18 protein-coding genes are annotated in these 19,034 nt (G+C 58.4%); 9 read left to right on the top strand and 9 right to left on the bottom strand.

Features of this window, described 5'->3' with window-relative positions; translation table 11 throughout:
- Positions 1 to 32 precede the first annotated feature (32 nt).
- Complete coding sequence (locus ACNFIA_RS17885; protein ID WP_416787217.1) at positions 33 to 602, top strand: hypothetical protein; 570 nt, start codon at positions 33 to 35, stop codon at positions 600 to 602.
- A gap of 60 nt (positions 603 to 662) precedes the next feature.
- On the top strand, positions 663 to 4,007 hold the full coding sequence (locus ACNFIA_RS17880; RefSeq protein WP_416787214.1) for a UvrD-helicase domain-containing protein: 3,345 nt from the start codon (positions 663 to 665) through the stop codon (positions 4,005 to 4,007).
- 10 nt (positions 4,008 to 4,017) lie between these two features.
- Here the strand turns inward: ACNFIA_RS17880 and ACNFIA_RS17875 are convergent, their stop codons facing one another.
- The 5 genes from ACNFIA_RS17875 to ACNFIA_RS17855 form a co-directional block, all read right to left on the bottom strand.
- Positions 4,018 to 4,542, bottom strand: a complete 525-nt coding sequence (locus ACNFIA_RS17875) for a hypothetical protein (RefSeq protein WP_416787212.1) — start codon at positions 4,540 to 4,542, stop codon at positions 4,018 to 4,020.
- Complete coding sequence (locus tag ACNFIA_RS17870) at positions 4,539 to 4,757, bottom strand: hypothetical protein (RefSeq protein WP_416787209.1); 219 nt, start codon at positions 4,755 to 4,757, stop codon at positions 4,539 to 4,541. Before ACNFIA_RS17870 ends, ACNFIA_RS17875 begins: the two co-directional genes overlap by 4 nt.
- Positions 4,747 to 5,457, bottom strand: coding sequence for a Crp/Fnr family transcriptional regulator (locus ACNFIA_RS17865; RefSeq protein WP_200890655.1), 711 nt, complete (start codon positions 5,455 to 5,457; stop codon positions 4,747 to 4,749). Before ACNFIA_RS17865 ends, ACNFIA_RS17870 begins: the two co-directional genes overlap by 11 nt.
- On the bottom strand, positions 5,427 to 5,867 hold the full coding sequence (locus tag ACNFIA_RS17860) for an uS10/mL48 family ribosomal protein (RefSeq protein WP_416787206.1): 441 nt from the start codon (positions 5,865 to 5,867) through the stop codon (positions 5,427 to 5,429). The genes ACNFIA_RS17865 and ACNFIA_RS17860 overlap by 31 nt, the downstream gene beginning before the upstream one ends.
- Positions 5,868 to 5,942: 75 nt before the next feature.
- On the bottom strand, positions 5,943 to 6,206 hold the full coding sequence (locus tag ACNFIA_RS17855; RefSeq protein WP_416787203.1) for a hypothetical protein: 264 nt from the start codon (positions 6,204 to 6,206) through the stop codon (positions 5,943 to 5,945).
- A gap of 403 nt (positions 6,207 to 6,609) precedes the next feature.
- On the opposite strand from ACNFIA_RS17855, the gene ACNFIA_RS17850 reads away from it, so the two are divergent.
- Positions 6,610 to 6,978 (top strand): PilZ domain-containing protein, encoded by a 369-nt coding sequence (locus ACNFIA_RS17850; RefSeq protein ID WP_416787200.1) that lies wholly within the window; start codon positions 6,610 to 6,612, stop codon positions 6,976 to 6,978.
- Between the two features lie 445 nt (positions 6,979 to 7,423).
- On the opposite strand, the gene ACNFIA_RS17845 is transcribed toward ACNFIA_RS17850, so the two are convergent.
- From ACNFIA_RS17845 to ACNFIA_RS17835, 3 genes are read right to left on the bottom strand one after another with little or no spacing between them, the layout of a single operon-like run.
- Positions 7,424 to 8,557, bottom strand: coding sequence for a hypothetical protein (locus ACNFIA_RS17845; RefSeq protein ID WP_416787197.1), 1,134 nt, complete (start codon positions 8,555 to 8,557; stop codon positions 7,424 to 7,426).
- A 4-nt stretch (positions 8,558 to 8,561) separates the two neighbouring features.
- Positions 8,562 to 9,107 (bottom strand): tetratricopeptide repeat protein, encoded by a 546-nt coding sequence (locus tag ACNFIA_RS17840; protein WP_037008357.1) that lies wholly within the window; start codon positions 9,105 to 9,107, stop codon positions 8,562 to 8,564.
- Positions 9,091 to 10,143 (bottom strand): DNA replication terminus site-binding protein, encoded by a 1,053-nt coding sequence (locus ACNFIA_RS17835; RefSeq protein WP_416787194.1) that lies wholly within the window; start codon positions 10,141 to 10,143, stop codon positions 9,091 to 9,093. The genes ACNFIA_RS17840 and ACNFIA_RS17835 overlap by 17 nt, the downstream gene beginning before the upstream one ends.
- Before the next feature lie 191 nt (positions 10,144 to 10,334).
- On the opposite strand from ACNFIA_RS17835, the gene ACNFIA_RS17830 reads away from it, so the two are divergent.
- From ACNFIA_RS17830 to ACNFIA_RS17810, 5 genes are all read left to right on the top strand, one after another.
- Complete coding sequence (locus ACNFIA_RS17830) at positions 10,335 to 11,990, top strand: hypothetical protein (RefSeq protein WP_416787192.1); 1,656 nt, start codon at positions 10,335 to 10,337, stop codon at positions 11,988 to 11,990.
- Positions 11,977 to 12,597 carry a DUF922 domain-containing protein gene (locus ACNFIA_RS17825; protein WP_416787189.1) on the top strand — a complete coding sequence of 207 codons (621 nt, stop codon included), beginning with the start codon at positions 11,977 to 11,979 and terminating at the stop codon, positions 12,595 to 12,597. Before ACNFIA_RS17830 ends, ACNFIA_RS17825 begins: the two co-directional genes overlap by 14 nt.
- 23 nt (positions 12,598 to 12,620) lie before the next feature.
- Positions 12,621 to 13,730 carry an endonuclease/exonuclease/phosphatase family protein gene (locus ACNFIA_RS17820; RefSeq protein ID WP_416787187.1) on the top strand — a complete coding sequence of 370 codons (1,110 nt, stop codon included), beginning with the start codon at positions 12,621 to 12,623 and terminating at the stop codon, positions 13,728 to 13,730.
- A 32-nt stretch (positions 13,731 to 13,762) separates the two neighbouring features.
- On the top strand, positions 13,763 to 14,539 hold the full coding sequence (locus ACNFIA_RS17815; protein ID WP_370601755.1) for a hypothetical protein: 777 nt from the start codon (positions 13,763 to 13,765) through the stop codon (positions 14,537 to 14,539).
- Between the two features lie 96 nt (positions 14,540 to 14,635).
- Positions 14,636 to 15,697 carry a hypothetical protein gene (locus tag ACNFIA_RS17810; RefSeq protein ID WP_416787185.1) on the top strand — a complete coding sequence of 354 codons (1,062 nt, stop codon included), beginning with the start codon at positions 14,636 to 14,638 and terminating at the stop codon, positions 15,695 to 15,697.
- 14 nt (positions 15,698 to 15,711) lie between these two features.
- Here ACNFIA_RS17810 and ACNFIA_RS17805 read toward each other — a convergent pair whose 3' ends face one another.
- Positions 15,712 to 16,365: a cyclic nucleotide-binding domain-containing protein gene (locus ACNFIA_RS17805; protein ID WP_024767839.1), complete on the bottom strand. Its 654-nt coding sequence runs from the start codon at positions 16,363 to 16,365 to the stop codon at positions 15,712 to 15,714.
- A gap of 196 nt (positions 16,366 to 16,561) precedes the next feature.
- On the opposite strand from ACNFIA_RS17805, the gene ACNFIA_RS17800 reads away from it, so the two are divergent.
- On the top strand, positions 16,562 to 18,979 hold the full coding sequence (locus tag ACNFIA_RS17800) for a hypothetical protein (RefSeq protein ID WP_416787182.1): 2,418 nt from the start codon (positions 16,562 to 16,564) through the stop codon (positions 18,977 to 18,979).
- Positions 18,980 to 19,034: the final 55 nt, after the last annotated feature.

Raw genomic sequence — 19,034 nt, 5'->3', positions numbered from 1 at the left:
CCCTTAGAGGCACGGCCTCAATGAGACTAATCGTGGATCAAACCTCACCAATTGCGATGGACTGCCCTCACGCTCAGAAAGCAGTCTCTTTTCTACGCGAAATCGGCCTTTCAGTAGAAATCAGTCCTGGTGCAAAAGGCTTCGTCAATCACATCCGCATCGTAAGGGGAACGCTTCGCGTGGACCCAAGGTGCCCTGTTTCCCGCCTACTTCATGAAAGCGGGCACCTTGCGGTTACGCCCTCCAGGTATCGGGAGTGGATGGATGGGAATCTCTACACAAGCTTGAACCGGATGTTGGATGACCCAGACTTCCTGGCTGCTGAACCAGACAGCCCTCTATACCGGGCAGTTATTCAAGCGTCAGACCCGGAAGTGACGGCCTGGAGCTACGCGGCCGGTGTAGCCCTTGGGATTCCCCCGGAGAAGATCATTCAGAACCGAGAGTACGACGGTGCTGGTAAAGCAATCCGGCTGGCTCTGATGGGCCACTCCTACGTCGGCATCAACGGATTGGCGTTCGCGGGCTTCTGTGTCCGTCGGAAGTCCGCATACAACCCACTTCCCGAGTACCCCGAACTGGCGTTCTGGCTTCAACCCTGAGGGTGGTGGCACACGGAGCGGTCGTTAATCTGGCTTCATCAATCGAATGGAGCCACACCGATGACCGCTTTCCACGCAATCAACGAACTCCCCCACCTCGACCCCATCTTCGCGGCCATCGCAGCAACCAATCCGCATGACGGTGCGGCCCGCGCTTACTCCATCGATCCCCGTCGCTCTATGGCGCTGCTGGCCCCTGCAGGCTCTGGCAAGACTACCCAGCTGCTCTTCCGCCTGCTGGCATGCCTGACTGTGGTAGAGCGCCCCGAAGAAATCCTGGCCATCACGTTCACCACCAAAGCCGCAGGCGAGATCCTGGAGCGCGTCACCAATGCCCTGGCCCTCGCGGCAACTGGCGAGGAACCAACAGAGGCCCACGAGAAGCCCCTCTACCAACTGGGCCGGCTCGTGCTTGAGCGTGACCAACTCCTCGGCTGGAACCTGATCCTGAACCCTGCGCGCCTGCGCATCATGACCTTCGATGCGTTCTGCGCGTATCTGGCCGGCAAGACCCCGATCATGAGCGGCCTGGGCGGTGGCAAAACGACCGAAGACCCGGCCTTGATCTATCGCCGGGCGATTCTGGACACGCTCACGTCAGTGAACGCGGATGACACCCCCGAGGAGCTTCGGAGTGCGCTTGAGGCAGTGCTGACATTCGCGCGCAACCGCTTCGAAACTCTGGTGCCGATGTTCGCCGCTCTGCTGGCCAAGCGAGATCAATGGGCCGGCGAGATCATGTCCCTGGACATCCCGCTCATGGAGAGTGCCGTAGCGGAGATGGTTGCCGAGCACGCAGAGAACGCCATGTCCATCCTGAAGCGCTCCCCTCTGTTCCAGGCAATGGACATCCTGAAGCACGCCTCCGGCATCTACGCGGGCTTCGAGTGGGCCGCGAACTGCCCCACCCTGGCCGTCGATCAGCCATCTCTGGACTACCTCCGCGCCTTCGCTGAGTTTGCGCTCACCTCCGAAAACACGCTTCGCAAGTCCGTGAACGTGAAGAACGGCTTCCCTGCCGGCGAGCCGCTTACCAAGGACATGAACGGCCTACTCAAGGACCTGAAAGACGACCCGGGTGCAGAGGCCTACGGCGAGGCTCTGGTCACTCTGAAGACTCTGCCGGACCTCACCTACCCACTCGGTAGCATCGAGATGTGCCAGCACTTCACTGTGATCCTGCGCTACCTCCTCGCGAACCTGACGGTGACCTTCGATGCAACCGCCAGTATCGACTTCCCAGAGGTTGCCCAGAGAGCGATTCAATCCCTGGGCATTGGCGACGAGATTGGTGATGCATTGCTGGACGAGGACCGAATCACCCACCTCATGGTGGATGAGTTCCAGGACACCTCGCCGTCCCAGTACATGCTTCTGGAGCTCCTGGTTCAAAACTGGGAGCACGACGACGCCCGCTCCGTCTTCTTCTGCGGTGACGGCTTCCAGTCCATCTACCTGTTCCGCGCCGCTACCGTTCAGCTGTTCATCAACATGGTGAAGAACCAGCAGTTCGGCCCGAAGGTACTCGAAGTGCATCATCTGACCGTCAACTTCCGCTCGGCACCCGGCGTGGTGGAGTGGAACAACCAGGCATACCTGAAGGTATTCGCAGAATCCGATTTCCCGTTCGTGCCGTCGGTTCCCTTCCGCAGCATGGCAGGCGGGGTGCAGGTTCGGCCGGTAACCACTGGGCCCATTGGTGAAGCCGAGGAGGTGGTAGCCACCATCAAACAGGCAATGGCAGAGGACCCTGAACAGAGCATCGCCATTCTGGTTCGTAGCCGCTCCGGGCTGAAACACATCCTGCCGGTGCTGAAGGAGGCGGGTATTCCGGCAGCCGGCCAGGACATCGACCCGATCGCGGAGTCAGCCCCGGTTTCTGAGGTCATCGCGCTTATCCGGTCCCTTTGGCACGCAGCAGATCGCACTTCCTGGCTGACCATGCTTCGCGCCGCGTTCGTAGGCCTCTCCTGGGATGATTGCCGAGTCATCGCGCAAGGCGGCAAATTGATCCGTGGCGCGTTGAACGACGAAAAGGTGACCTCTGCCCTCACCCAAGAAGGTCAGGCCCGTGTAGCGCGCCTGAAGGACGTCCTGGGGCGTATTGAAGCATCCGCCCGAGGGACCGAACTGGTATGGGCCGCAAAGGCCGCCTGGGTTGCCCTTGGCGGGCCCGCAACCGTCGATGCTGTCGAAATGGCCGACGTCGAGACAGTGTTCCGGGTGCTTGCACAGCACACTACCAACGGAGCCCTGCAGGACCCGCAAGCATTCTTCCGCGCGCTGGACAACCTCTACGCCTCCCCGAAGGCCGGGGTTGTTCAGGTCCTCACGTTGCACAAGTCCAAGGGCCTAGAATTTGACACAGTGATCATCCCTGGCCTGAACCGCACCGGCGCCGCTGATGAAACACCGCTGTTCTACTGGCGAAACCTCAACGGAACCTTCGCATTGGCCCCGAACATGGGCGACCAAGACGAAACCTCATCTGAGAGCCGTTTGTTCAAGTTCCTCGGCCGTCAGGTGAAGAAGGACATCCTCGATGAGGTATCACGCTTAGCGTATGTAGGTACCACGCGGGCCAAGCGCAACTGCTACCTGTTCGCCGCAGTCGACAAATTCGACGCAGATAAGCCGATCCGCGTAGCACCTGGCTCGCTTCTGAGTGCCTTGTGGCCGGAAGTTGGGGAGATCTTCGAAAATGCGGAGCCTGGCTATCCGATCACCGCAGACGTATCGGTAGAAGTGCCGTCCAAGGCGCGCCTGGAATCGGACTACCAAGTGGCCCTGCCAAGTGGTGTCTTTGTTCCGGCCGCAAGCAATGACCAGATTCCAACCGAAAGCGAACTCACCGATGAACTGAAGGAAGGGGAGGGTAACGACTATCGGGCCAAGACCATTGGCATCGTGTACCACCGCATCATCGAGCTGATCTCGAAAGAGGGTGTCGAAGCCTGGAGCAATGAGCGAGTGCGCAGCAAAGCCCAAGCCATCGCCTCCCTGCTAAAACGCGAAGGGTATCCAGCAATGGACGTACCGGCAGGTGTGGCGCGTATCCAGTACCTGGTGGAGCGGACGATCAACAGTGAGCACGGTCGGTGGATTCTGAAATCCCGGGAGGAGGGTGGCCAAGAGGTACAGATCAGCTCCTACCGAAACTCTCGCTGGGTGCATCGCTATCTGGACCGTCCCTTCGTCGATGACGGCATCTATTGGATCGTCGACTGGAAAACCCCGGACTGCCCTGAGGGTATGCCCCTGGATCATTTCCTGTGCCGGGAGGCAAACCGTTACGCCCCGAAAATGCGCGAGTACAAGCAGGCGGTTCAGGATGCAGGGATCACTCTGCCGGTGAAGCTGGCGCTCTATCTGCCGGCGGTAGACCGTCTGGTCGAGGTGGCCTGAGCCGAATGGCTCAGAACCTTTCGAGTTTGAAGGGGAGAGAGAAGCGAGCACGGGAAAGGAGAGGGCGCGAGTTGAGCGCCCTTTTCCTTTTCAGGGAGGTCAGTACCTCACCGCGCAATTGGATCAGGCTGGAGAACAGCTCTGACTGGTGCTCGATCTCGAAGGACTTATCGTTGAAGGCCAGGATTCCGAACACGTTGTTGGTCCTGAACTCGGCCCGGGCGATGCCGATATAGAGGACCACCTGGAAATACTCGCGGGGGCGAATCCTTTTTGCCCAGCGCCGGCTTTTGAACTCGGCGACCACCAGCTTCCCGCTGCGCTTGTGCTGGAAAATCGCGTCGGGCTCCCCTCCAACTCCACGCCAACCAATGCGCTTGCGCGGGTGCCCCTTCCCCAGATCGGTACTGATCAGTTCGTACTCAGAGGCTGACAGGCCGAACGTGCTGAAGATGTCGTCTCGGGATTTCCCTTTCAGGGCCAGGTACAGCAGTACCGCGATCGTGACGACGATCAGAAGCGCGAGCATGCTCATGGAATCACTCGAAAGTAGAACAGGGCTGCAATGATGAGGACTGCTGCGATCGCAAATACCAGCTTGCTTGGTGCCCTGCCGATCCTTGCATGGGCACGGTTACCGAATTGTGTTGCCTTGAGGTTGTAGGCCTTGCCGCCGGCGCGGATAAAGTCATCAGGAGACTCGGCGTAAGCGGCGATTTTGGTTACCGAAATGTTGGGTTCACTTGCCACCGACGCCTTCCTTGCCAGAAGGGAAAAAGAATCGCTTGTAGCCGCTGAACACGACCAAACCCTTTTCCTGGAAAATGTTGAATGCTCGGGTCGCTGATCGACGCTCCACGCCGGCCAGGCGACGGATTTCTTCCTTCGACGCCATGACTTCGACCCCACCTTGACGATGGTCTACTTCAGGGTGCGAAGCCAGGTTGACCACTACGCGCCAGATCTTGTCCTGGTCCTTCATCTGCACAGTCGAGGCTGCAGTGGCGTGCTTGGTGAGCAAATTGATCTCGGCCGCCATCATCACCACTTCGCTGTTCTTCATGTCGTTCATCAGGGCCCGGAATTTGTCCTTCGACACCCTCAAAAGACTGGCGCTTCCCCGTACGACATAGCTGAACTTCAACTCCGAATGCCGGGAAGGAACGATCAGGTCACCCCGGCGCAGCGTATCTATGAAGAGAGGCTTTAGTGCGGGGTCCAAGGGGAGAGAGGACACAACCATCGTGCCTGCCAGGAGGATGTAGAAGTCACCTGCCTCTGCGTCGACTTCGAATCCAGCTGGATGATCCACGACTCGGCCGTACTGATGGGCCATCATCAACCAGCTGGCCCAGCTCCCCGCGGTCAGCGAAGAGCTCTTGAACCAGCTCGGCTCGGGGGTAGAGAGAACCGACACAGTCACTGGTCGCTGGGCTGTGCTGTTGTGCATGCTGGGTCCTTCAATTCGTATTGCGCCTGGTACGGCTCGATCTTCACGTTCACCCCAGACGGAAGGGGGAGCGAGATCAGAGACGCGACAGCGATCGACGTGGGGTTCATGACCAGGAGGACATTGCGCAGCCTTCGTGCGGCTGGCACACGCAGACCCTTCTGACCCTTGTTCACCACCTCGCGAAGGAAGACGTAACGCCGGCGTTCAGTTTTCAGCGCTAACGGACCTTTGACCTGTACACCCTCAGTAGAGTTGAGTGCGGTCTTGATCTGCGAGGCAGCCTGGCGGACGGCATCGATCCGGAGCCCGTCGATGACGATGTAGAAGCTATCGCTGCGAAACCGGCTGCGTTTCGCTCTCGGCGAAGCTAGGTCCCAGGCAGTGTGGGTTTTGGCTTCCACAAGCATTCGACGGGCCTCTCAAGGCAGTTTGTTTCCCTAATAGTGGAAACGGAGTGCCCCAAAAATTGGCTTTCGTCGAAATTATTGATCGAACGCTTCAGCCTTGCGCGCGTGGTAGACAGCCTTCTCAAATGCACGCTGGCTACCCCGGATACGAAGCACATCAAGAATGCGCGGCCGACGTCTGATCTGGATTGTCAGCGGGCCAGTGAGCATCCCGAGCAGGTGGTCGTAGGCATCCAGATACGATGCGTCGCTCATCTCCAAAACCGCCGGCAAGGTTTTCTTGTGGCGATCGACCGCGGCGTCGATAACGCCTTTTTTCCAAGACTCGAGCAGCTTCACGGCATCAACTCCATCACTCCAGGTTGCGCCCTGCACTTTATCTGGAACTGCTGAGAACGTCCTTTCAAAACCAATTGCTGGAAATAGACCTTCAGGTGGCCCAGCACGATTTCATTCCACCTCCAAGCGAAACCAGAGCCTTCCAAATCCACTGATCAGTAGACCATCAGCTTAGCCAGGCCTGTGGACTATCGAGCACGTAGGCCACCTTCACGCCTAGTCAGAGAATGAGCCGCTCTGGACTTTGGCAAGCGTCCTTTTGTTGGAAAATGCGGGCCTGGCTTTCGACTCGAACGCCGCTAAGCCGTTGTTACTATGGGGTTCATAAGCAGCTACCCGTCAAATTGCCCTTGTGGCTCACGGACGCTGATGCCCCCATGTAGCAAGCAATGAGGACGTTTGAATGACGGCAGCCAATCGTCGTTATACGCGGTACGCGATCCCCGAACACGCGATGCGAAAGCAGGAGATCAAGATAAAAGGGGTCCTCGGTCTGCTGGTCGGTTGGGGGGACTGTCGGGTGCGGGATATCTCCTATGCAGGTGCCCTGGTCTTGACCGACAAAAAGATCGGGATCGGTGACCGCGTGGTGTTGCGGCTGGTGGAGAAGGATGGCGCAGAGATGACCTTCGACGGGAGTGTGGCCAACTGCTCCAAGGACCCGATCACGAAGCAGTTCCGACTGGGCATTGCGCTGGTCGAGCCCGACTCTGGCCGAAAAGAGATGGGGTTCCTTCAGGAACTGCAGGACCGTTACCGCCCGGTCCTCTAGAAATGAAATGCCCGACTCAATGAGTCGGGCATTTATAAGTCGGGGAAACGCGCGCACCACAGACGATGTTGAGGGGGGGGGTGTCTTAGGAATGGGACCTAATGCGTTTCCCCAAAAAGGGGTTTCGTTGCCTCAAGTGAAGCACACGGAAGGCAAAAAGCTTGCCCTATCGAATACATTCTACCGAACGAGGCGCCTCTGAGAAGGCCATTTACCTCGAAAACACCATCAATTTAGCAAAAATTGTGGGGGGTTCTCAGAGTGCCTCACCTGGAACAGCTGTTCCAGAATGCGGCAAGGCTCATTTGTGACCATTAAGTCTGTATCAGGTTAAGAGCCTATTAAATGCGAGACAGGGCATAGACAACCACCCTGCAGAATAGTTCCTCTGGGCAGGTGAGTTTCGCATGCTAAACCGCCCTCGGAGGGGGAGGGCGGTTGGGAGTCAGGCTCTGGCAGGTCTGCCAAAGATGCGCTTGAGGACTGGAGTAGGCTGTTCCTCATCAGGGATCAGCGGGATAGCCCCGTAGCGCGTTCCAGTCTCCTCCGAGTGGTACAGGTACTGCATCTTTCCACCACGGAGCCCCACATAGGGAGCGGCCTGGACGATGGCTCGATTCACCTCCATGTTGGAGGTTTCCGCCATCTGCAGGTCAAACCCAAAGATCAACCGGGTCTGAAACAGAGGCCACTGGTACTCCTTCACCACTGGAGTGATAAGCACCACGTTGATGCCCTGGCTCGATGCCAATCGTAGGCCCGCCTCGAAGCTGACTTGGTCATCCGCGATATCGAGGCCATCCAGGATGATGGAGCGCCCAGATGGCGAGCCCTTGGCCAGAGCAGCGACGTGAGGTGCGACGATCTGTTCGAGTGTGTAGCGCTGCGCCGGCACGATAGAAAGAGTGAGGCAGGCGTCCTTTGGCCGCTCACCGAGGATCATCGAACTGAGGTCCTCGGTAGGGGCGTGCCGCATTACCAGCAGGTTCCTGGTGTACCGGTTCAGGAAGCTGTCGCCGTCTTTACGAGTACGGACAATCACTGCCTGGAGGCCATCCAGTTTGTTCAGGACCGCTTCCTGATCAATGAATCGGCTCGCTGTGACAGCATCCGGCTGGATGACAAGGGTGTGGCCTGCATAGCCGCGCCCCATGATCACCTGCGAGTTGGCGCTGTAACCGTAGCGATTTCTGAACTTGACCAGCGTTTCCGGCTTATCGTCATTGGGGTCGATTGGATCGCTTTGGACGTAGGCCACCAGGGAGTCAAAGTTGGAGAAGTTGTACATCGCCGCAACAAGATTCTTGGGCGCTATTTGACGATTCACAGGGGCAGGCCCTGGCAGCGAGAGGTTGAGGGCCATTCGCATGAACTCAACCATCTGCTGAGGTCGTTCAAGTTGAAGGATCTCAGCAGGAGTGCGGATGGCCTGCAGGCCTGGGATGCCCGGCCCGAAGGCGTCATGGGTGCTGTCGTAGCTTTCGCGCCCATACGCACGGGCGACGATAGCCTCGGCTTGCTGGAGGGAGAGACCGAAGGCGAGCTGGTCGACCAGCCGCTTACACTGAATATTGTACATGCAGTCAGGAGTCCAGAAGGCTGGCGATGGGTTGATTGCGCTCGACAAAGCTCATGTAGGCCTCATGAAGCTTCATATCGGCCCGGTCGGTGATCGATCCAGCAAGCAGGCGGTAGGCCCGGCGAATATCAGGGCGGATGTCAGCAGTACCTTTCTCAAGCACTGTCACCAACTCAATCACCGCGGTCACGTAACCGGCAGTTGCAGCTCGCTCTATGAGTTGCAACCCAAGCTCCGGATTGGCGTCTGGGCGCTTCCGAAGCAGGTTCTGCATACCGAAGGAATAGAGCGCAATTTTCGATGGCGGATTGGTCGTGCAGGCTCGGCGCAGCCACTGATCACTCTTGATCTGATCCACCTCCACGCCTATGCCCTGATTCAGACACCGGGCGACTTGGAACATCGCATCACTGCTGCCGCATTCGGCTAGCTGGAGCAGATCTCGGTAGGCATTGCCGCGGCAGCGATCATTATCGGAGGAAAGATCACGTGTCAGGCTGGCGACTCTGATCAGAACGTCCTGACCTTGGGTATCACTGTTTCGGCTCAACTGATTTTCCCGGTAGAGGACTGGACGCACGGACGTTTCTTGCACTGCTCTTTTTCTCAAATGGGCCGTACTCACGGCGGCTTGCGACGTAGCGGTAAACCTTCATTCGGTCTACTAGCGGCTCTGGCTCGAACACGTCCTCTTTGGCCGCACGCTTTGATTCAGAAGGGCTGTATGAGGAGAGTGCGGAGATTTTTGGAGGTTCTAGCGCGATGTCGTAAACGAACGGCACGGCGGCCATACCGAGATAGGGCTTGATCTCTCCCGTTTTGGCGTCAACCACAGTCGGGTCAGTGATTCGTGCCCTCACATGCGGTGTCCCCGGCCGGTGAATTGCTACCCGCTCATCAAAATTCTTCAGCTTGGCTCTCATCTGTTCAAGCGAAAACAGCAGGGTCTTTTCCACTGAGCCATCGATTACTTCATCGGCGGTTGGCACCTGGCCACGCAATTCCTTTAGCTGGTCTTCCCAATGCTGCATCAAGTCTCTAGCCACCCACCGAGTCGTTACCGAGCCAGTGTCCCAATAGAACCGGATCAATTTTGGCTCTGCCAGGACCGGAGTGACACGCATTGCCTGAAGGCTTGAGAGGAAGTCCAGAGACTTCCAGATTCGGGTACGCATCACTCTCGGTGCGACCTTGATGTTCTCGAACAGCTGCATGCGCAGCTGATTGGTGGCTTGGATTTTTTCAAGCACCAGGGACGGGAGACCAACCGCCCCTGGAGTTCTGAATGTCGATTTAGGGTCTTGGCCCGGGGCCAGGAGTATGTGAGTTAGTGCATGGATTACCAGATCAACAGCTTCGCTTCCTTCCGGCCGGGTGACCTCGATTTCTTTGTTGGGATCAACCTTGCCAACGTCGCGTAGAGGGATCGTATAAAGCGCATCAATCCGGATATGCGCTTTTGATCTCGCGATCAAAGCGGCTAGCTCTTTCAGTTCAGCATCGAGCTGAATGATCAGACCCTTGCACTTTTCTTCAAGAGTCTCGAGGGCCTTGGCATCGGTCAGGGACGTCCCGGCTTCGATCATTGTTGTGCACCAATTCTGTCGATGAAGGCACTGTAACGAGCCAAACGAAGAAGGAAAGTGCAAACCACCTTCTCGGTGCAATCGAGTACCCTGTCGACGTCCGGAGCAGGTAATCGCAAGGGCGTGTTTCAGTTGGACGCGGCGATGGAGCCGTTACCATAGGCGGCATTCGATGGATGGAGTCCGCCCACGTGGGACTTGAGAACGTACTGCAGGCCAGCAAGAACCTGGGCGACCTGACCCAAACCTGGATTCGCGAAATCACCGCAAGAGCCAAGACGGCCGGCGTCACCTCGACAGTGAAATTGACGGTCGCGGACACCGTGTCGCTTGTTGCCCCGGCAGCGCTCATTGCAAGTGTCATCCAGAAGACCGGTATGGCATCTGCGCCGGGCCCTATCCGGGTACTTTTGATTGGACGCGACCCGATGATCCGTCTGGATCACGCTGTTTGGGCCAGTCTGGCAGGAGACATGATCGGGCGTCCGGGAGAGGTGGAGATCATTCTCACCTACGCCGAGCAAGCCATCACCAGCCTGTACCCGATCGCCCAGGCCCTGAGACTCCCGCACTGCACAGTGATGACTCCAGAACAGATCCAGGGCGGCTCAGCAGCAGGCGTCTCTGTCGGGCTCTGGCTGCACCCTGCTGCCGAGGTCGATACGGAGGTCGAGCAAGAGCACCTTCGCATTGCGCAGCAGCTCATGTACGCCGCTGTCCCAGTTTTCGCCGGCGTCTTCAACGAAACCGATCTCAACGGTCAGAACATCGTTCTCAGCCATGCCAAGCTTCGCCTGAATCCGCTGGGGGATGTGATTCGCCGCGGAAGCTCGGCGATCAACAGATTTGGCATCTCCAGTGCGGACTTGGGGCTAGAAGGAGGGTGGGGGGCCATCATTTGCAGGCTCTGCCCGGCCAGTGGTGAGCGCCACACCGACGTCGACGTCTGCCAGGTCAAGACAGCACTTGCCGTGCTTCGCTTGGAAGGCGGACTCTCCTCTACCTGGTCCCTTGGCCAGAGAGTCAACGGGGTGGCATTCAACCGCATCATCCCGGTTGGACTGATGGGTAATCTCGCCATTGAGCCAACAACAGGACAGCTTCTCTCCCACGATGAGGAAACCAATCGCCTTGCGATCCTGGGCAACCTTTGGGCCGAGAAGCTCAAAACCATGCCGAGCGGTGGCGAGGATCTGCTGGTCTGGGCTTCAAGCGTCAAGCTGTCGTACAGCCTCGCCTTCCCCAAGGAGCCGGAGAAGCGCGAGGCAACCATCGCCGCCCTTGAGCATGCTCTTGAGGAAGGTGTGTTGGATGCCGGGATCGGCCTCGCGCGTGGCTACGAGGCCACAGGCAAGCCAGAGCTGCGGGAAAAAGCACTGCAGATTTACAGGCAGATTGGCAGCGCCCACCCGCTGAGCGCTTATGCACTCGCCCACGATGAGCTCTCTGCAGGGAATGACAAGGCAGCATTGGAACACTTCAAAGCCTCAGCCGAGGCGGGGTACCCGCTAGCCCTGACTGATCTCGCTGTGTTCGTGCTGCAACATCACCTCGAAGGTATCGACCCTTGGGATCTGCTTACCCGCTCAGCCGCGCTCGGTGATCCAGATGCAAACGTCTATCTGGCGGAGAGAAGGATGAACGACAATCTCCCGCAGGAGGCGCTCGACCTGCTTCGTAAGGCCTGGCAGGTAGGACACAAGGGTGCAGTAGATCTTGCCTTCCGCCTCGCAACCTACATGCGAGACCAGAAGCTGGGTAACCGGCACAAGCTGAAACAGGAACTCCGCGACATCGAAGGCCAGGCCAAGAAGCTGGGAATCAAGTTGGCACATGGCGGCAACTGAGTTCGGAGCGCTGGCGCGCCCGATTGTGCTGGCGCTGCTCCTCTGCAGCCTACCTGTCGTAGCTCAGGGAGACCCGACCGGCGAGCCTGTGGTCGTCTTCAAGGTGGAGCACTACCCCGTGACAGGGAGGACCATCACGGAGATTCAGCAGTCCATCAGCGAGAGGGCACCAACCCGTAACGGAAATACGTTCTACTCCGGGGCTACGGTCTGGAGCCTCGGCTCAACCTACGACTACGTGCAATTGGCCAACGGCGGCTGCGCCATTTCGAACCCTAAGGTTACCGTAGAGATTTCAGTCTCCCTGCCGAGTCTGCAGGACGACCCTCAGCGCCCCCCGGCAGTGATCCGCGAATGGACCAGGTTCTACACCGCGCTGCGTGCTCACGAACTGCTGCACGCCGCCAACGGCAAACGTACCGCTCAAACCCTTCTGAACCGCCTGAGTGGGGTAAGAACTGAGCTGCCCTGTGACCGGTTGCGGGTCGTAGTGACCGACGCCGGCCAGGCGCTTATCAAAAAGCTGGGCCAGTACGATACCCAGCTCGATCAACAGACAAACCATGGCGCAACCCAAGGGGCTCTCCTCGATCTCCGGGTGCGCTGATCGCAAGCAGAAGGAGTAGTTGGTTGAAGAACTTCATCAAGGGACTGTTGATCGCTTCGGCGATGCTGATGGGATCGGCCGCCTCGGCCACCACGCTCATGTCCTGGAACACCATGAGGATGGGGCAGAGCGGCGAGAAGAGCTACCCAGCCTTGGCCGCTGTAGCACGGAATGCGGATCTGCTGGCGGTTCAAGAAGTGATGACCGAAGACGCGCTGCAGAATCTGGAAACGGCGTTGGAGAAGGCCACCGGTGAGTCGTGGTCCCACCTGGCCAGCCACGCAGTAGGGTCCAAGGCCTACAAGGAGCTTTACGGCTTCCTGATGAGGGACAGTACCGTCGCCTACGAAGACGGGGCCGTGGTCTACATGGACCGGGGTGACCGGTTTATCAGGGAGCCCTTCTCCGCACGATTCAAGTCCAAGCGCGACGGTAGTGTCTTCGCGCTGGCTCAAATCCATGTGCTGTATGGCAAGGGGCCAGAAGATCGCGCTCCGGAGGTTCGCGAGCTGGCGAACTACTGGACATGGTTGGAGGAAATTTACCCGGGAACTCCGGTGATGCTCGCGGGGGACTTCAATACCCCGCCGTCGGACCAATCTTTCGCAGACCTGAGCAAGTACGCAGCCCCACTCATCACTCGTGGAGCCTCGACCCTTTCCGCAAAAGACGGATACTACGCCTCGCTCTACGACAACATCTGGGTATCACGAAGGAACAGACTGCCGATCTCGGCTGCAGGGATCATCGACTATCCGCGGATGATCGGGTGGTCGCATGAGAAGAGCCGAAAGCACGTCAGCGACCACGCACCGGTTATTGCCGTTCTCGGCAAAGATCAGCTGCCTGGTGGCATTGTTCTGGTCCGCCCCGAGGCCGCCAAACAACAATCGTCGAAGCCTTTTGGCCTTCCAAATATCTTCCAGGGGCAGACCAAGCCTACCGAGTCCATTGCATCGAACGCTGGGAGCCAGGGCGGGAACGTTCGAGGCAACGCGAACAGCCACGTGTTCCACCTCCCAGGCTGTCCGAGCTACGACAAGATCTCTGCAAAGAATATCGTGCAGTTTTCTTCACCACAGGCGGCTGAGGCTGCTGGTTACAAGCTGGCCGGCAACTGCCGTAACAACTAAGGCGCCGTGGGCGGCCCCAACAAGGAAGTGAAATGAGCACATTCGAGCGATACAGAGACTGGCTTGCTGATCCCAGATTCCAGTTCACCGGCCAGCCACTGGCCCGTGAACTGTCAGTCAGTAGAGAGCGAGGGCTGGAAACCTTCTATGCGCCCTTCGACCATGTGAACAGTAAAGCCACCATCGCAATCTGCGGTATCACCCCAGGGCTGCAGCAGGCATTGAATGCACTGAACGAGGCTCGTCGGCACATTCTTCAGGGCGCTTCTGATGCAGAGGCGCTTGAAGCCGCGAAGGTCCACGCGAGCTTCTCGGGCCGCATGCGCCCCAATCTGGTGGGCATGCTTGACCACATCGGGGTTCATAAGCTCCTAGGCATTGAGACATGCAACCAGCTTTTCGGGTCTCATCAGCACCTTGCCCATTTCACATCAGCTTTACGCAATCCGGTTTTTCTCAACGGAGCCAACTACAGCGGAGCGCCGGCCATGCTCGGCTTCGAGACACAAAGGGCACAGATCAGCCAGCACCTGGCCACGGAGATATCGAGCCTAGGCCGGCAATGCGTCTTTGTGCCCCTGGGCGGTAAGGTCTCAGAGGTCTTTAGATGGCTGGAGGGGCAGGGGGTAGTCGATCCGAAGCAGGTTCTGCATGGGCTACCTCACCCTTCGCCAGCTAGTGCAGAGCGAATCAAATACTTCCTCGGGTTGAAGGCGAAGGAGGCGCTCTCGGTCAAGACGAACGGCCCCTCTCTAGACAACGCCAAGGCACGGCTCATTGAGCAAATCAAGGACTTCAATCGCCGCTAGCTATTTGGAGGAGAAGCACTGATCGGCCTATCCTTGCGCGCCGCCGTCGGCTGGTTCGCCGACGGCCTGTGACCGAGTCCGAGACGGAGGCCAACAGTGATCGTGAGGAAGGACAAAAGCAACAAGGGCGGCTATAGCGGCAAGGCCGGACATGCTCCGGCCGGGGCGATGAAGAAAGTAGTTGAAGCCATAACAGCCACACCAGATCTGCTCAAGACCGCATCCGATCGGGAACATCTGCAACCTCCTCAGCCGCTTCCAGGTCTTCGCCCCGAGGATGTGATTGCAATTCAGCAGAAATTCAACGGTTGGAAAGTCACAGTGGAGCGAGATGCCAAGCGGTATGAAGGCTTTGTCAGCTCCTCCTACGTCGAACTGCCACAACTGACCGAGAAAACAAGGCAGGCCTGCGCTGAGTTCCTTGAGTACATCCGCACAATCGTTGAACCGGCTCGCAGGGACCTCCAAGCTGAGGTAGACGCAGGCACAGTCGTGCTGCACCGCCTATTTGGCGCAAACCTGTGCGTCGCCCACGCAGTGGACTACATCTACGCGATCAGGAACGCCGACGGTTTCAAGGAGGGGCGGAAAGATCTAGTGGCGGCGATGGATAAGGTGATCAGCGTTGACGGTGCTCGAATTCGAAACCGGAAGTTTGAGCTGATTGATGCCGTCAACAATGCATTCAAGCACATCAGAATCGATCTCAAGCGGTATCCAGAGGTCGAGAAGATATACGGCCCGGTGTCATTCCAGTGCTTGGTTCAGGATAAGGGGCGCGTCCTCTGCATCCTGGAAGGATTTCGCTTCGATTACGCTCGCGCGGTCCTTTTGCCTGCTTTCGAAGCTCTGTGTGATTGGAATTTCAGCACGACCGACGACATTCGCAGGTTTGCTCGCGGCGACTTTGAAGTGCTCCCTTGGTCATCAGATGCGCGTATTTGGGGCGACGATGATTGGGACGACCCCATTGATCGCTTTCTCGACATGATGCACCCGCATTGCCTTAACTGTCGTGAGTATGAGGCCGACTGCCAATGCGCGGAGTATGTCTTCAACGGGAAGAAAGGAGAATTTGAGGCTCGCTTCGGTACTGCTGAAGAGTTCGATGAAGTGATGTCGCGCATCTCGGGCGCCTATCGCCGAGAGCGCGACTGAGGACAAGCCGCGGATCAGCTGATTTCAGTCATCCTGGCCTTGGTATTCAACACGGTGATGTTGCGGCCCGAGCAGCTCACCAGGCCCTCTTCCTCGAGCATCTTCAGCACGCGGCCCGCAGTCTCCCGCGAGCAGCCGGCCAGACGACCAAGGTCTTGGCGAGTGACAGGCAAAAGAGTCCCCTCACTCGTCGTAACCGCGAAACTAGCGTGGACCAGGTCCTGGATCACGCTGACGATCCGACTGGGAATATCCAGGAAAGCAAAATCGCCCACTTTACGCGTGGCCGAGCTGAGTCGGTCGTTCAGCTGACTGCACACGTCCATCAGCATTTCCGGTCTCTCCATCATCATCGACTTGAACTGGCTGGTAGGCATTGAAGCGACCTGGCATTCAGTTCGAGCTCGTACGCTCACAAGGTGACCGTCGGCGGCCGTGGAGAAGGGCAAGTCACCAAAGAAGTCGCCCGGCTTGAGCAGGCCCAGGATGAGGACCTTTCCGTCGCTCGCCATCTCGAGCTGAGCACTTCCTTTGACCAGGAGGAAGGCGCTGGTGCTGCTCACCTCGGGTACCAGGATCACAGACTTTGCCCTGTGGCTGCGAGCACGCGACTTCGCCAAGAACAGCGCGGCACGGCTGTTCAGGGATGATGGTAACGACGACTGCATGACCTGCTCCGTTTACTCATTCAGGAGCTCACCTTAGAGCTCTTCTGGAGTGACCGTTAGTCAAGTGGCCCCTCTGAAATTCAGACGTCGGATGGGAAAACGCGGCCACGGTTTGAGTGGAGTCCGCAGGCCGAGGGAGGCAACATTTTCTGAGCCGCCGACCAAGCGATCGGACCATCTACGCCGGAGAACACCCTTGCCGTCCCAGTACCCGAACGAATCCACGGACCTCATGCCAGTTGACGACCTGCCAGGCTGGCGTAGATCGCTCGCTGGGGCTCTGGCATTTGGCATGGACATGCTATCGGCACGGCACGATCTGTCCTGGGAGGAGGGGAATATCGCCGGCGTGGCTGAAGGACTGGCGCAGGCTGCAGAGACGCTGCGGCTCCAACAGTCGTCTGCTCGACAGGAAGGGCACCTGGAGATCCGAGATCTGCGCGAAAGGACTGTCTCTGCTCCCAAGATTGATCAGGTGCTGATCGATGAGCGCAAGCTCACAGTCCCCCTAGGTGCAGCAGAAGCAATGCAGCGCGACGCCGCATCGTACTTGCCTGCAGATCTGCAGCCGACCGCCAGCCAATGGAGGGCAATCACTGCGGCGACAAGAGGTGTACTCGTCACCGGTCAGGCGGGGACAGGCAAAACCCTCGCACTCGCCTTGAGGGTCATCTTCCTGACCCACTACCTCAACGAGCCCTTAGCCTCGATCCGGCTGCTGGTCGGGAGCCAGGATGCTCGCGAAGAGTTTATGAAGCGGCTCAGCTGGCTTTTCAAGCGCTGGGGGATGGAACACTCCCAAGACGAGGTGATGGCCAGCATCTCAACACCGACGGCCGCCGCCCTGGAGCTGCTCCACACGTTGCCGGGCATGGAAAAAATCCGTCCGTTCGAGCTTCTGGAAAAGCCGACCGAAGTGGACCCCAAGCCTTTCGACTACCGCCTCTCCCCGGCGCAGCTCAAATTACTTCGGACCAGCATCAGCGCGCTCTATCGCATCAACAGCCGTTTTGCGGAGCTGATGACAGGCCTGTACCGGCAGTCGTTGCTCCTAGAGCCGCTTGAAGTCGACCACCCTGACGTAAAGAAGCGGGCGGCGATCGGCTGGACCCTCTCGCAGCAGGACCAAGACCTCTGCGAGAAGGTTGAGGGCTTGTGGAAGGCCGCCGGCGCGTGGCCGCTAGAGGGCATTACATCCGCGCGGCAGAAGGTCGTAGTTCGAGGGTGCGAATTCAGCCTGAACGGGTACGTGCCGCGGCTTGATGCCTACGTGCTGCTTGGCTTCGACCGCTCAGAGGACCGGTACCTCACCCGCTCCCCCAGTGTCCGGCTCGAACTCTTCAAGGAATGCGCCGTCAAGCAGAGCATCCTGCAGGCTTATCTCGACAAGCCAGTAATCCAACTGGATAGCTACGAGGACGCCAAGCGCCTGGTAGCCACCTTGAAGGCATTGCCAGTCGCACCGCCTAGTTTCAACTACAAACTCCGCGGCGAGTCCGAGGGTGCCGCGGTGGAAGCTGGCTTCTTTCAAGTGGCAATGTTGATCGAGAACCTTGGGCTGGGGGTGAGCCAGGCCGTCGGCAAGCTGAACTTCCTCCAGGGTGACCCTGACGCCCTGTTCTTCGAGGCTCTGAGCCATTTCTGGCCCGAGTTTGAACGTCAACTTCTGGCAAACCAGCAGCCATTGATGACTGCCAACCGCCTGCAGGACCTATTCGATGAGAGGCATAGTGCGAATTTGCGGCACTTGCCGGCCTCGGCTCTGAACAGGTTCCGACACATCCTTCTCGATGACGGGCAGGACACCTGCGCGCCGACGGCCAACCTACTTCGAGGCCTCCTTTGGGAACTGAAGCGACGTGGGGTCGCCAGCCGCGATGAGGGTTTCTCCCACCCAACACTGACGGTTGCTGGTGACCCGATGCAGGCAGTCGGGGCTAGCCACGGAAGCTCCAGCAGTCTGGTCCGGCACTTCGAACATGAACTTCGCGTCGCAGCCCCGACCCGAGCCCAGCTCACTGAGTGTTTCCGTAGCCAGCAACTCCTGGTGGATGCGGCATTCAGCGTAGTGCGGAACCAGCTCGAGGACGTTCAACCAGCAACATCGCTGGTACCAAAGTCAAAGCAGGTACCCGTTGAAATTCACCACCTCGATCCGACACACCTGATCCGCCTGGTGCAAGCCGGTCTCGGGATCGGCGGCGATGTGTTAGTGCTTGTTGATTCACCGGCCAGCTTTCAAATGGCGGAGAGTGCCTTGGCCGATGTCGTGGCAGACCTCAGACAGTCTGGGAAAGCGGGAACCATCAAGGTCACCTCATTCTTGCGCGCCCGCTCCTTCGTGGCAGATACCGTGATCCTGGTCGGTATGTTCCAGCGCAAAGGGAAGTCGGACTTCCGGAACCAACTGTTTGGCCTCGCAGGTCGCTGGGCCAGCAATGGTACAAACCACTTCGATGCACTACTCGATCAGGAGTGTGAACGGCTGGTTTACCTCGGCATGGGTAGAGCCCGGGCACGATGCTTCTGGTTGGTCCCGGCCGCAACGGCGAAAGCCAATGGCAACAGCTCATCGACACCAGTCGTGAGCCGGGCAATCGTCGACAAACGCTAGGGTATGACATCGGCAACAGCGGCTGCGGGGAAACCAGGGTAGCGATCTCGCTGGA

This window comes from Pseudomonas sp. NY15437, assembly GCF_048068435.1.
Classification (GTDB): domain Bacteria; phylum Pseudomonadota; class Gammaproteobacteria; order Pseudomonadales; family Pseudomonadaceae; genus Pseudomonas; species Pseudomonas nitroreducens_B.
The sequence above is the reverse complement of the archived record's forward strand: the minus strand, read 5'-3'. Positions and strand labels throughout refer to the sequence as shown.